This is a genomic window from uncultured Chloroflexus sp. (assembly GCF_937129525.1).
GTDB lineage: Bacteria > Chloroflexota > Chloroflexia > Chloroflexales > Chloroflexaceae > Chloroflexus.
In genome coordinates this window covers 1-13668 of the sequence record NZ_CAKZNK010000074.1, presented here as the reverse complement: position 1 = coordinate 13668, position 13668 = coordinate 1, and the positions used below count along the sequence as shown (strand labels likewise).

Below are 13668 nucleotides of genomic sequence, written 5' to 3'. Positions count from 1 at the left end.
TGTCGATACGGTCAGATAGTCAACGATGGCAGACGGTAACAGTATCGTTTGATGCCACTATCATATCATACATTTTCGTTTTGTCAATACTTGATTTTCGTTTGATTTTGTTTACCTGAGCATCGCTTGAATTCGGTGAGCAAGGGTGTTTGCTGGTCATCATTTCCCACTTGACGCCCATCATGTCGGTGCCGTACAATAGAACCGAAAATAAACGAAAGCTATCTACCACCGGAGTATCGCTCAATGCAGCCTGATGAAAGCGTGATTGGCGAACGCAGTCCGTTAATGCTCGACCGACGAAGCCGGATCGCCGAACTGGTGCGCCAACGAGGTTCGGTACGGGTCAACGAACTGGCCGAATTATTCGGGGTTACCCCGGTCACTATCCGCAACGATCTGGCTGCCCTCGAACGCGAGGGAGTGCTGATCCGCGATCATGGTGGCGCCGTCGCGCTACCGGCCAGCAGTGCCCTGATCGCGTTCGAGCAACGAGCCGGGATCCGTCTCGAAGCGAAAGCGCGCATTGGCGCTGCTGCGGCGCAGTTTGTGAATCCCGGCGATACGATTTTGCTCGATGCCGGCACGACGGTGGTAGAGATGGTCAAGCATTTGCGCCAGTCTACCCCGCTCACCGTGGTGACAAATGCCCTGAATGTGGTCATCGAGCTGCGTCATCTAAATGATGTACAAGTCTGGATGCTTGGCGGCGTAGTCAACTATGCGACATTCGGCACGCTGGGGCCGCTGGTCGAGCAGAGTCTTGGTGAGCTGGTAGTCGAGAAACTGTTTCTGGCTGCCGAGTCGGTCGACTCAAACTACGGCGTTACCGACTCAACCAGTGAGATCGCGCAGACAAAGCGCGCTTTGGCCCGAGCGGCGCGGCAGATCTTTTTGCTCGCCGATTCGAGTAAGTGGCAGCGGCGCGGCTTCATCAAAGTGTTACCGCTGGAAGCGATTGATACGGTTATCACCGATACCGATCTGCCCGATGTCGAGCGACGCCGCATGGAGGCTGCCGGTACACGGGTGATCCTGGTCTAGGGTTATTTACTCTGGTCAACGCTGAGCAACTGTATCTTTTCCGCGCAGTCATCACCTCTTGCTACATTCTGTTAGATTTTCACTAGAACTTTTTGCCTGCCATTGACACTGTTCCCGTTGCGTTTCAAAATACATTAGGCGCGGAACACTTTTTCCGCTTACCAATGTGGAGAACCGCTATGAGCGACGAAACACTGTCCGACCACTCTCTTTCAGAGACAACTGAGACACCATCACCTGAGACCCTACCGCTGATTCCACTGGAGGGGGTAGTGGTCTTTCCCTATACCGTGGTCAGCCTACCGCTCGACGAGCTGGGTGCGGCAGCGGCAGAAGCGGCCTCGCGCGAGGGACGCCAGGTCTTGCTGGTTGCCCGCCGACCCGATGCGCCGGATGATGCGCCGATGAGCGATCGCCTCTTTCGGGTTGGAGTCGTTGGCCGCATCGAGCAGCTCGGCACGCTCCCCAACGGCGCAACCGGTATCGTTGTGCGTGGGTTGGTGCGCGCCGAGCTTGGACAGGCAGTGCAGACGACGCCTTATCTGCGGTTTACCTTCACCCGCCGTCCTGATGTCTTTGAGCGCACACCCGAACTCGAGCAGTTGATGGTTGAAACACACGCTGCCATTGACGCTGTGCTTGAATTGCGGCCCGGTGTGACCCAGGAGATTCGCAATTTTGTGCGCTCAATCGATGATCCGGGTCATCTGACCGACAATACCGGCTACTCGCCAGACTATACCTTTGCCGAACGCCAGGAGTTGCTCGAGACATTCGATGTTGTTGAGCGGCTACGAAAGGTGCGCGACTTTTATCGGAAGCAGTTTACTCTCCTCGAGGTGCAGGCCCGGTTGCGCCAGGAGGTGCAGGAGAGCGCGGCCAAGCAACAGCGTGAGTTTTACCTGCGCCAGCAGTTGAAGGCGATTCAGAAGGAGTTGGGTGAAGATGGCGGTGAAGCTGCCGAACTTGACGACCTGCGGCAGAAGCTGACCAATGCCAATCTGCCCGAGGTGGCGCGCAAAGAGGCTGAACGTGAACTGAACCGGCTGGCGCGAATCAATGCCAGCTCGCCGGAATACCAGATGGTGCGCACCTACCTGGAATGGCTGGCCGAGTTGCCCTGGAATGTCTATACCGGTCAGCCGATCGACATCGGCTATGCCCGGCAGGTGCTCGATGAAGACCATCACGGCCTCGCGAAGGTGAAAGAGCGCATCCTGGAATATCTGGCGGTGAAACAGCGGCGCGCAGCGCTCGGTGAAGAAAATCTGCGCGCAAATCGCGAACCAATTCTGGCCTTCGTTGGCCCACCCGGTGTTGGCAAGACGAGCCTCGGCCAGAGTATTGCCCGCGCGCTTGGACGCGGCTTCGTGCGGATGAGCCTGGGAGGCGTGCGCGACGAAGCCGAACTGCGCGGTTTCCGTCGCACCTATATCGGGTCGCAACCGGGCCGGATTATTCAAGAGTTACGGCGCGCCGGCACGGCTGATCCGGTGATCCTGCTTGATGAGATCGATAAGCTGGGCAGCGATTACCGCGGCGATCCGGCGGCAGCGCTGCTCGAAGTGCTCGATCCCGAACAGAATCACACCTTTACCGATCATTATCTCAATCTGCCCTTCGATCTGTCGCGCGTGCTGTTCCTGGCTACGGCCAACACCTGGGATACGGTACACCCGGCACTGCGTGACCGGATGGAGGTGATCGAGTTATCGGGTTACATCGAAGACGAGAAAGTTCAGATCGCGCAGACCCACCTGGTACCGCGCCAGTTACGCGCCAACGGTCTGCGCCCGGAAGAGGTAGTGATTGAGGATGCGGCGCTGCGCTGCATCATCAACGAATATACCCGTGAAGCCGGCGTGCGCAACCTCGAACGATCTATTGGCGCAGTGTTGCGTAAGGTTGCTCGCCGGCTCAGCGAAGGAGATATTGATCCGGCTAGTCTGCCTTTCGTGGTCGATGTCGCCTTCACGCGCGCGGCGCTTGGTCGCCCGCGCTTCACCAGCGAAACCCGGGAACGGATCGATCAACCGGGCGTCGCGATTGGCCTGGTCTGGACACCGGTCGGCGGCGATATTATCTTCGTTGAGGCGAGCGCGGTCGAAGGCAAGAAGGAGCTGACCATTACCGGTCAGCTCGGGGAGGTGATGCGCGAGAGTGCTGAAGCCGCGCTTACCTATGTTCGTTCCCGTGCCCGCGCACTCGGCATCGAGCCAAACTTTTTCGAGACGCATGCCATTCACATCCACGTGCCGGCAGGAGCGGTACCGAAAGATGGCCCCTCGGCTGGCATTACGATGGCGACGGCACTGGCATCGGCAGCCACCGGACGACTGGCGCGCGATGATCTGGCGATGACCGGTGAAATCTCGCTGCGTGGTCGGGTATTACCGATCGGGGGAGTGAAAGAGAAGGTGCTCGGCGCCCATCGAGCAGGGATCCATACCATCATTCTGCCGAAACGCAATCTGGCCGATCTCGACGATCTGCCGCCGACCGTCGTCGCCGAGATGACCTTCATTCCGGTAGAGACACTGGACGAGGTATTGAGTATTGCGCTGTTGCCCGCTACCGACAGCCCGGCGCTCACGCTGACTCAGCCAACCGGTGAAGTGACTGCGGCTACGCCGTGATCGGCTCCCCCGCCGCTGGATTAAAACGACTCTGCTGGATCGGCAGGCGGATGTGGCTGTCGCCTGCCGATCAGAGCTGAAGGTACTACAACTACGTTCTTTGCCGGGAAACGTCATTACTATGAGGCACAAAAGAGCGCAATCTTCCCGATAAAAGAGAGTATTTTGGCTTCACATGTATCAACAGATGCGCGGATTTGAGTTAGCAGATTGTCTTCACAACGTTAAGAAGTGTCAGGAAATAATAGGCACGATCAGCACTTGAATAAGAATGGTATCATCCACTGAGATGAGCGTTACCAAACAGCGCAGGCGACTAACCAGCACGATGGCACGTCATTCGTTACAAGGACACACCCTGAACTTGACGGTCAACAAGCTGACGCACATACTGCTGCAAATTGTCGATCGTTCCCGGCACCAATGACACCTTCACCATGTCACCGTCTTTCGTGGGATGAAACACCCAAAATCGCTCGGCGCCAAACAGGATCAACTGACCTTCATCAGACACCGGTTCTCGATTGGCTTGATAGTGGATCAACATCACATCACCAATGGCCTTTGTATGCACCGCATCTTCGCTCAACGGACGGCATATCGTGGCCGGCAGCGCAGGGCACAGCAGGTTTTCGGCTTCCGCTACCTGTTTCTGGCGCAGGGCCTGGCGAAACAGCGACTCGGCGATAACCCCTGCGGCTTCAGGTGTTGGGCGAAACGTCTCAAGGCTGAAGAAGAGAGGGCAGGTTGTAACCGGTTCCGCTGCATCGACGCGCGTGATAACGTGAACAACCCCCGTATCGATCCAGTGCTCGTAGATACTATCACCCACAAAGTGGTAGGAAAGGACCCGGCGCTCTTCAGGCGACGATAGCGAATAACGCAACGTGCAACGAGCGCTGGTCATCATGTCAACCACTTCAGTCAATATTGGCGAACCGACAACGTTGCCATCCGCTGACAGATCGAGCAATCCCTTGCCCAGCAGCGTATGACTGGCGGATGTCAAGCGACCAATCAGTTCATCCTGGCTTACATCGCGCCCAAGACTGCCTGCAATCAGGGCGTTACCTTCCTCTGCTTTACCATTCAGAATGCATGCCAGCGCCAGCTCTTCGATTGATATTCGAAGGGTTAAATCCTTTTCCATAGAGCTTATACTCCTATCCCTTTGAGAAATCCTCGAATCTGCGAATCAAAATGCTTTACCTGATCCTGCATAAACTGAGCGCCATCGTCGAGAAACTTCTTTCCTTCATTAAGTAACTTCTTTCCTTCATCAAGTAGCTTCTCTCCTTGCTCAATGGTGTCGTCAATAAGATCGGCGCCTTTCTGTACCACATCTTCTCTCCACGTCTGATAAGATTCGCTTTCAATGATTTTTTCAGCTATTATCTCACCAACAAATCCACCAGCAACCCCTCCGATCCTCGCGCCCACCGCAACTCCTAGCGGAGCAAGTGTGCCGCCGCTGATGGCGCCCAGCCCTGCTCCAAGCGCCACACCGCAGACAGCGCTCCCGATGGCTTCACAGGTCGTTTCTACTGCTGTGTCTAAAACTGTTGCAACCGCTGTTTTTTGCCACGCCTGTTCATCATCTTTATAATCTTCCCAGTTATCCAATACATTTTCAGCAGAACCAATTAGTATCGAAAAAGGAATACCTTTACCTACGTCCTTTATAATATTTGGCGTTTGCTTTTGTAGCGCATTTATCAATCCTCCTTTCATATGCGTTGTTGCTGGCAGAAGGAATGCTGCTTCCTTAGCTTTCAATGATCCCTTAATAATTATCTGATTAGCATATTTGTTTCCGTTTACAATTTCCAGCGATTTTATTAGCGTTAGATCTCTGAATAGCTGTATGGTTTCATGAGCGTCTTCAATAACATCGATCAACCTACCCAACCTCAGCTTAGACAGATTGGCGCCAACAATAGGGGCAACACCGCCAAGAATATGCATATCAGAGGTGAACCTGATGCCGCGAGACGCATCAGTATCAGCGATGGATATGACGCCATCGCCAAAAACACGCCCGGCTTCTTCTAATGAATCGGTAAAACGATCTGTTTGCGTGATCAAATGATTGAGCGTTTCAACAACAGGAGTAAACTGTTCTTGAATATGCATCCACATCGCCTCAGCGCGCTGGCGATTCTGTCCAGACCATGGACTGTTCTGCAATGATTGCATCGCATGAGTTGAGTGCTGAAAATGTTCACTGAGCTGTTCGCTACCCTGCCGCAAAGCGGCTGCCATTGCCCGCAAAAGCTCGACATCAGCCCCGATAACTGCCATAGCGCCCCCTATCCTGGCGGAAGTACTGAATTAGATACAATGCTGAGAAGTATAATCCTAATTATAGCACAATACATTCTACTCAATTAGAAAGATGTCATTTTCAGTCAATTTGCAACTATAATCGATTATCGCATGATATTCCACTTAGCACAGATAAAAAAAGAAGGATCTGCGCAGCAAAATGTTTATTCTTTTCATCAGACGCAAAGCATCGACGAGATTGTTCGATAATCGGGTAATGCGCACAGTATAACATACCGCAATAACCAATGCATTACACAATCGGCTACGGTAGTGTCTGCCAGCCGGGCCGAAACGGACATGCGCATCCTCTAGCCGGCGCTCACGCAGATGCCGTTTGCCGACAAGGAGATCGATGATAACAAAACAGAGACGGAGCGTTGCCCCGTCTCTGCGCGCTGACAGCAGTCAGCTTATCATGCTGCGCTCGCCGGCTCTAGCGTTTCCCACTGCAAATTGCCGGCATACTTGTGCGTTACCTTGCCGCGATCATCCATTGCAAAGAGGTAGAGCCAGCCGTTATCGAGCAACTGGCGCACCTGTTCGTGGCGGGCAATGATCGCGGTCATCGCGTCAATTGGCGCTTCAATCACCACGTGCAACCGCATCGGTTCGTGAACGTACCGTTCACCGTCGTGTACTGATTGCCAGGGCAGGCCGACGCGCAAATCGCCCGCGTTGCCTTCAAGCACGCCAAGTGTGCCGATCACGTTGTGCAGAGTCTTGTTGCCGCTGCCGAAGACCTGATTATCGACGGTCGAGCCGTAGTATTGCAGGTTGATCCAGCTCGCGACAATCATTGGCGCGGTAATGATCAGCTCCAGCACACCAAAACCATCATCCTGCCGCCATTCGTAGTTGTGCAGGAATGTCCGCCCATCGAGTTTCACCCCGGCAGTGCGGCTTCGCGGCGCGGCAATGAACGCGGCACACCCGGCCAGACCCCACTCCGGACGCACCTGCGACCAGTCTTTGCTGCGCCGGCGCACTTCCCGATCGATGTCACGTCCGTTATCGATCTTCAGCAGCGCAGCGCGCTCGGCGCGGGCCAATCGACCGGCAGCATTCAGATCGGCGATCAACTGCTGGAGATCGGCCTTGTGGCTGACGGGAACATCGTCCTGATCGAAGATGGTAACGTCATCGGTAGTGGTATCGTGCAATCCGGCGAGAAAGATCGTATCAGCGGGTATCTCAATGCCACGCTCGCGCAAACCGGCCCGCACCGCCGGATCGTTGAGGATCTGCGCGGCGACCCGCACATTCGCTTCGCCGGTATGGCCGCCGCAGGCGCCGCAGTCGAGACCAGTTGCGTGCGGATTGTTGACGGTGGTTGAGCCGTGACCGGCCAGCAGCACCAGGCGCGCAAAATGATCGGTCAGTGACATTGCCTTGAGCGCACCTTCTGCGGCTGCAATCCGCTGCGCGAGTGTCATGCCGATTACGCGACCGTTGGCTGAGCGCGGTTCGAGGCTCGGCTTGACGCGGGCACGGGTAGCGGCATTGAGACCGAACGTAGCCGGATGCGGCACCGGTCGCGTAATGCCAAGTGTGTCGAAGGTTAGTTTGTAGAGATAGCCTAATCCCACCGGGCCGACAAACCCGAAACACGAGACGGGGCCAAACTTAAACATTCGCCAGGCTTTGGCCACGCGCTGGCGCATTGACCGGCGCTCGATGGCCGCGTTGACTTCTGCTTCGCTGGCGCCAGCCACCGACTCGGTGATCACGAACTGGGGCGTTAACAAGACCGGGCACTGGGCGCCACCGCGCGTTTCGGCCATCGGTACGTACTCGATGGGAAAACCGAAGAAGCCGGCAAAGCCGATAGTCTCAACCTCATCGCTCACTGTCTCAAGCGCGCGGCGGAAGATCTCAGAGCGAACATCGATGCAGAATGCCGCCTGCGCTCGTTTGCGCGTAACCGCTGCCGGAGCTGGCTGGCCGAGGCGTTGAAACAACTGACGCTGATACGCCTTCTCGAAAGCGCGCTGGAGCAGCAGATCGCCGTCAAGCGCGCGTTTGGTCGCCTCTTCCACTTGAGTGTTAACCAGTTCACTCTTGCGCTGCTGCCAGTGTTCGGCCAAACCGCTGCTGGCGAAACTATGCCAGAGCGCCACTTCCCATACCAGCCGAATCGCCAGCAGATCGGTCAAGGTCTGATCTTCACCGCCGTACAGTTCGGCATTCCAGCGCAGATAGCGGGCATAACCGGCCCAGCCGTGGATCGACAGCAGGAGACGGTGCATATACGCTTCCAGACCATCAGCCGGAATCTGCAACAGCTTAATCGCGCTGACAATCGTCTCGGCTGCTGTGGTCGGCAATTCGCGCAAAGCCCGGCGAAAACCGCGCGCCCCCCGCACCAGTGGCGCGCGGTCAAAAGCAGCTTCGGCGCGCCAGGCCTCGTATGCCGGCAGGTGCGCCCAGGGTGACCGCCAGTATGACTGACCCAGATCGAAATACGCTCCGGCCCAATTCGAAATCGTATCGGTGACTATATCAGTCCATTTGACGCCGGTTACCTGATACGCCACATCAGCTACAGTCGGCAGCGTCTTGAAGACCGGATCGGGCGCGCCACTCAACGCAAAGGTCTTCAGTGCCGCCACACTGTTCGGCGCGCCGGGAAAGGGAATACCTTCGGCAATCGCCGCCGCAAGGTCATCGTCGGTGACACGACCACTCTGGATGGCCTGGGCGTAGAACGAACGTGGCGCGGTCATTTTGGCGCCGGCCCGTCGCGCCAACAGTTGCGCTGCCTGCGCAAACGAGTGATCGATCAGGCCGAGATATGGATTAACCGCGACGAACGTGCGCAGTGGCCACAACGGCGCAATGCGCTGCTCGGCAAGCCTGGCCGCTGCAAGGATCTTCTCGGCAGAGAGATCATCAACCGGCGCCGACATCTTCGGGAGCGTTTTGATATTGGTCTCAACCAGCGTCATGGTATTCATTCCTCCAGCAAATATCGCACACTGACGACAGCACACAACAGCTTCACCGACCTTGTGGTCTTGCGCGCCCGTATCTGTCGAGCGCGCAGAGAACAGTTACCGCGCTAACCGCAACGTATCGAGCAACCGATCAAACAGGGCGTTCGCGTAGAAGCCATTCTTGAGGTGAACGTATAACACGCGCCAGACGGGACGATTGACCAGTGCGGGCAGGAAGGCGCTGAACGCCATCACAGCCACGAAGATGATGACTGCTGTGACCACGGCAATCCACGTCACGCTATCGAGTGGTGGATAGACTGCCACAGCCTGACCGAGCGACGCTTCGGCCACTACTTCCAGGATGAAGAAGGCAATCGTTACTAGCGCCGCCATTCCCATTGTGCGCGCAATGACCATCAGTGGAGCTTTGCCGGTATTGCCCTTCACCAAAAGGTAGGCGACTGCAGTCATAAAGATGGTGATCATTGCCGTCTCGCCTGGTCGCTTCGTAATATCGATGCCCAGGACCGTGGCAACTGCTACAAACATCGCCACCGCAATGACCATATTCACAATCAAGGCCAGCGGATTTGGCGCCTTATCCAGTTTCTGAATACCGGTGTTGCGCACATACTCGATAATGCTACCCGACGAGAGGAAGGCGTGCGCCTTGTAGCAGGAGTGCGCGATCAGGTGCATAAGCGCAACGGTATGAGCGCCAAACCCGCAGAGCATTAGCATGAAACCCATGTGAGCTGCGCTTGAGTAGGCGAGTGAAACCTTGACGCTGCTCTGGGTAATCATCGATGATGAAGCTATGATTGCAGTCAAACCGCCCAGCCCGATCAGCAAGAGGAGCGCTGGCGTCGCCAGGAAGGTCAATTCGCCGAAGCGCACAACCAGGAAGATACCGGCATTGAGTAGACCGGCGTGGAGTAGCGCAGAAACCGGTGTCGGCGTCTCCATAACTTCGAGCAGCCAGCCGTGGAAGGGAAACATTGCCGACTTGAGCGCCGCCGCAATGACGATCAGGATAGCGGCAACGACCGCGCCGGCAGGCGCCACGCCGTCAGCCAGCGCAGCGCGCGCAGCTTCGCGGAGCTGGCCGAGATCGGTAGTGCCGAAGGTCTGCGCCAGCGCTACCGCAGCGGTGATCAAACTCAGATCGCCAATCCGGGCAACGATGAACTTTTTGCTCGCAGCGCGAATTGCGCGCGGACGATCAGGGTAGAAGACCAGCAGTTCGTGCAGCGCCAGACTGGTGCCAATCCAGGCAATCACCAGTTGCCAGAGATTGCCGGACAACACCATGAGCAGCACTGCGCCCAGGGTAGTATACAAGCGGATGAAAAAGATCTTCTGGCGCGGATCGCCATCGAGGTAGTTGCGACTGAACTGGATCAGAAGCGCACCCAACAGCGTGACCAGCCACGACATCATGACGCTGAGCGCATCGAGCCGCAGCGTGAAGCCGATCTCGCCGACTCCGATCAGGGGACTGACCAGCGGTCCTCCGGTGAAGACTACGATCCCCAATGCCAGCATCAAGCCAAATGCGCCAAAACTGACGGCACGCCCCAACTGAAACGTCAACTCAACCGTCCGCACCAGGTTGAGCGCCGCTGCTGCTGCCGCGAGCAGCAGCAGCAGCGGCGCGAGATACCCGATGAGTGCCAGCCCTCCATCCATACCCATACCGTCGTTACCTCCTTGGTGTCAAAGGTCGATGTCTGGATAGTATCATGCCAAGAATAATCAGTAAAATATATGTATTTTAAAAATATGTTCTATCTAAAAGAACATTAACCACTCCGACAGTTCGCTCGCACACAGCAAGCGGAGTGTTGCAGCGCCAACCCCCATTGCGAGCCTGAACGCGATCTGGCATACTGGTAATCGGATCGACCGGTTGCAAGAAACGCGAGGGCAAGGAAGTCAGTATCAACACGCAGATCGGCTTATGAGCGATGGGAGCATGCGGCTCTGGCAACGCTGCCCATCAACCAATCGCAAGCTGGGGCATAGATTGCCTCGTGATGCTGACCTGACCATACACACCATCGTATGTTGAATTACCATCATCTCCGCTATTTTTGGATTGTGGCGCACGAAGGGAACTTAACGCGCGCTGCGCGCAAACATAACATCGCTCAATCGGCGCTATCGATGCAGATCAGCGCGCTCGAGGAGTATCTGGGCCAGCCACTCTTCGAGCGCGTGGGTCGCCGCCTGGTGTTAACCGAGGCTGGTCACATTGCGCTCGACTTTGCCGATGCAATCTTTGCCAAAGGCGATGAATTGCTCGGTACCTTTGGACGGTTGTCCGCCAATCAGCAGCCGGTCTTGCGCGCGGGCGCTTTGGCCACGCTCTCGCGCAATTTTCAATTACGCTTCTTGCGTCCGCTGCTCCGCGATGGCGATGTCAAATTAATCATTCATTCGGGAACTCTCGACGAGCTGTTGAGTGGTTTGAAGCTGTATGAGCTTGACGTGGTGCTTTCGGACATCCCACCACCGCGCGATCAATCGACACCGTGGATCGTTCAGGTTATCGACACTCAACCGGTGGGATTGATCGGTCGTCCCGATCCGGCGCGTTATCAGATGCCCTTCGAGGTTTTGTTGCAGCGCGAGCCATTAGTCGTACCGGCGCCAGAATCGACGATCCGGGTTGGATTCGACGCTCTGATTCATCGACTGGGGATTCAACCCAGGATCGTGGCCGAAGTTGACGATATGGCGATGTTGCGTCTCGTGGCGCGCGAACACAACGGACTGGCAGTGCTGCCGCCGATCGTGGTAAACGATGAGTTAGAGAGCGGTATCCTGGTTGAGTATGCCAGGTTGCCGGATCTGGCCGAAACCTTCTGCGCCATTACCCTGGCCCGTCGCTTTCCTAACCCTCTCTTGAACCGTATTCTGCCCAAACATACCGCTCCAGATTAAGTTCCCATTCCATTCTCTGGCACCTCTTGCCGTTTACCCTGCGTGCTGACGTGGCGCCTGACGGCAGTGGTAGGCGCTGCTCGCGGCGCGCGCTGGTCGTTTTGTTTTGCTGTGATAAGCATGTTTTACCCAGGAGATCGAATTATGACAAAGTACTGGCTCTTTCTGCTGATCGCTATTCTGAGCGAAGTGGCGGCAACTTCGGCCCTGAAAGCCAGCGCTGGCTTTACCCGCCTGTGGCCGTCGATCATCGTGGTCGCCGGCTATGGGATCTCGTTCTACGCCATGTCGCTGGCTCTGGAAGCGATACCGGTCGGCATCGCCTACGCGATCTGGTCGGGGATTGGGATTGTCTTGATCACCCTGATTGCCTGGATGATCTATGGCCAACAACTCGATAGCTGGGCCTGGATTGGAATTGGGTTTATTTTGATTGGCGTGGTGATCTTGAATGCGCTGTCGCGAGTGGAAGTGCGTTAAGCGGGCAAGATGATCGTACACTGCGCATGATGCCGTTCGCTCCGAAATCAAGAGATCACTCCCGCCTATGTCCTGTTTGCTTCCGACCGGGGCATGCTGAATTGAGGGCAAATGACGCGCAGCGCGTTGGCAAGAACCGGTCGGCAATTGTCCCCGATTGACAACGCAACCGCAACTGATACAATTACGACCGAGCGGTAGTATCAATTACGATGTATTTCTCATGAAGCAAGTTATCCTGCAATGGTTCATCCAGCTCTTCGCATTAGCCCGGATGTTCCCGACAAACCTCACGCCACCGGAGCGATTGCGAGGATTGATTCATCAGCTTCATCCGCTCGCGCCACCGGTACCTTTCATCCGGCTCGGCCCACCCGGTGATGGAGGGTACCTCGTTCCGGATGATCTGGCAGGGATCGTGGCCTGCTTTTCTCCCGGTGTCGGCCCGGTTTCCGAATTTGAGCGCGCCTGCGCCGAACGAGGCATGCAGGTCTTCATGGCCGACGCCTCGGTCGATGGGCCGGCGACACAACATCCGGCATTTCATTTCCGCAAGCTGTTCGTTGGCGCTTACAGCGATGGCCGGTTCATCACTCTTGCCGACTGGGTCACGCAATCGCTGGCCGGGGACGAAACGAGCGATCTCCTCTTGCAGATGGACATTGAAGGAGCGGAATATGAGGTGTTGCTGGCGACACCGGTAGCGCTGCTCAACCGGTTTCGGATTATTGTCCTGGAGTTGCATCATCTCGACCAGTTGTGGAATAAGTGGTTTTTTCACACAGCCAGTCGAGCGCTTGAGAAGGTATTGCAAACGCATGCCTGCGTTCACATTCACCCCAACAACCGGCGCGCAGTCAGGCGAATCGGTGACATCGTCATTCCGCAAACGATGGAATTCACCTTTTTGCGTCGTGATCGTGTGACCGACACAGTCTACCGGCGCGATTTTCCACACCCGCTTGACAGTGACAATACCACCAGGAACGCATTGCCATTGCCGACGTGCTGGTATCGGGGTGGGGCGTAGGGGCGAATGGGGATGATGCCGGCGCGGCGAACCGATGGGGAATCATGACGACGCGGCGAACCGATGGGGAATCATGACGACGCGGCGAACCGATGGGGAATCATGACGACGCGGCGGGGGACGTAGGGGCGAATAATTATTCGCCCCTACGTCCCATCCCCGCACAATCATCCGCCCCACCGCCCACCATCCCCATCCCCGCACAATCATCCGCCCCACCGCCCACCATCCCCATCCCCGCACAATCATCCGCCCCACCGCCCACCAT

The 13668-nt window shown here is 56.4% G+C and carries 10 protein-coding genes; 5 read left to right on the top strand and 5 right to left on the bottom strand.

Translation table 11 applies throughout. The features are described from left to right. Window positions 1–246: 246 nt before the first annotated feature. Both Q0650_RS09045 and lon read left to right on the top strand, forming a co-directional pair. Complete coding sequence (locus tag Q0650_RS09045) at window positions 247–1044, top strand: DeoR/GlpR family DNA-binding transcription regulator (protein ID WP_298818113.1); 798 nt, start codon at window positions 247–249, stop codon at window positions 1042–1044. A 179-nt stretch (window positions 1045–1223) separates the two neighbouring features. Continuing rightward, a complete protein-coding gene (lon, locus tag Q0650_RS09040; protein ID WP_298818111.1) occupies window positions 1224–3680 on the top strand; it encodes an endopeptidase La in 2457 nt (818 codons plus the stop codon). Window positions 3681–4023: 343 nt separating this feature from the next. Here the strand turns inward: lon and Q0650_RS09035 are convergent, their stop codons facing one another. From Q0650_RS09035 to Q0650_RS09020, 4 genes are all read right to left on the bottom strand, one after another. Continuing rightward, window positions 4024–4830, bottom strand: coding sequence for a hypothetical protein (locus Q0650_RS09035; protein WP_298818109.1), 807 nt, complete (start codon window positions 4828–4830; stop codon window positions 4024–4026). 5 nt (window positions 4831–4835) lie between these two features. Then, the gene (locus Q0650_RS09030) at window positions 4836–5981 is read right to left on the bottom strand and encodes a WXG100 family type VII secretion target (RefSeq protein ID WP_298818107.1); all 1146 of its coding nucleotides are present in this window, start codon (window positions 5979–5981) and stop codon (window positions 4836–4838) included. Between the two features lie 440 nt (window positions 5982–6421). Next, window positions 6422–8953, bottom strand: coding sequence for a YbcC family protein (locus tag Q0650_RS09025; RefSeq protein ID WP_298818105.1), 2532 nt, complete (start codon window positions 8951–8953; stop codon window positions 6422–6424). A 105-nt stretch (window positions 8954–9058) separates the two neighbouring features. After that, window positions 9059–10639, bottom strand: coding sequence for a proton-conducting transporter membrane subunit (locus Q0650_RS09020; protein WP_298818103.1), 1581 nt, complete (start codon window positions 10637–10639; stop codon window positions 9059–9061). Between the two features lie 369 nt (window positions 10640–11008). Here Q0650_RS09020 and Q0650_RS09015 point away from each other — a divergent pair, with 369 nt between their 5' ends. The 3 genes from Q0650_RS09015 (at window position 11009) to Q0650_RS09005 (ending at window position 13400) form a co-directional block, all read left to right on the top strand. Further along, entirely contained in the window at window positions 11009–11890 is an 882-nt protein-coding gene (locus Q0650_RS09015) for a LysR family transcriptional regulator (protein WP_298818101.1), read from the top strand. A gap of 144 nt (window positions 11891–12034) precedes the next feature. Further along, window positions 12035–12370 (top strand): multidrug efflux SMR transporter, encoded by a 336-nt coding sequence (locus Q0650_RS09010; protein WP_298818099.1) that lies wholly within the window; start codon window positions 12035–12037, stop codon window positions 12368–12370. Between the two features lie 223 nt (window positions 12371–12593). After that, window positions 12594–13400 (top strand): FkbM family methyltransferase, encoded by an 807-nt coding sequence (locus Q0650_RS09005; protein ID WP_298818097.1) that lies wholly within the window; start codon window positions 12594–12596, stop codon window positions 13398–13400. Between the two features lie 42 nt (window positions 13401–13442). Here Q0650_RS09005 and Q0650_RS09000 read toward each other — a convergent pair. Beyond that, on the bottom strand, window positions 13443–13668 hold a 226-nt coding region (locus Q0650_RS09000), incomplete at its 5' end, for a hypothetical protein (RefSeq protein ID WP_298818095.1).

Excerpts from the sequence above, each read along its gene's own strand:
- Q0650_RS09020 (WP_298818103.1), bottom strand. The coding sequence starts at position 10,639 with ATGGGTATGGATGGAGGGCTGGCACTCATCGGGTATCTCGCGCCGCTG.
- Q0650_RS09025 (WP_298818105.1), bottom strand. The coding sequence starts at position 8,953 with ATGACGCTGGTTGAGACCAATATCAAAACGCTCCCGAAGATGTCGGCG.
- lon (WP_298818111.1), top strand. The coding sequence starts at position 1,224 with ATGAGCGACGAAACACTGTCCGACCACTCTCTTTCAGAGACAACTGAG.
- Q0650_RS09015 (WP_298818101.1), top strand. The coding sequence starts at position 11,009 with ATGTTGAATTACCATCATCTCCGCTATTTTTGGATTGTGGCGCACGAA.
- Q0650_RS09045 (WP_298818113.1), top strand. The coding sequence starts at position 247 with ATGCAGCCTGATGAAAGCGTGATTGGCGAACGCAGTCCGTTAATGCTC.
- Q0650_RS09005 (WP_298818097.1), top strand. The coding sequence starts at position 12,594 with ATGAAGCAAGTTATCCTGCAATGGTTCATCCAGCTCTTCGCATTAGCC.
- Q0650_RS09030 (WP_298818107.1), bottom strand. The coding sequence starts at position 5,981 with ATGGCAGTTATCGGGGCTGATGTCGAGCTTTTGCGGGCAATGGCAGCC.
- Q0650_RS09035 (WP_298818109.1), bottom strand. The coding sequence starts at position 4,830 with ATGGAAAAGGATTTAACCCTTCGAATATCAATCGAAGAGCTGGCGCTG.
- Q0650_RS09010 (WP_298818099.1), top strand. The coding sequence starts at position 12,035 with ATGACAAAGTACTGGCTCTTTCTGCTGATCGCTATTCTGAGCGAAGTG.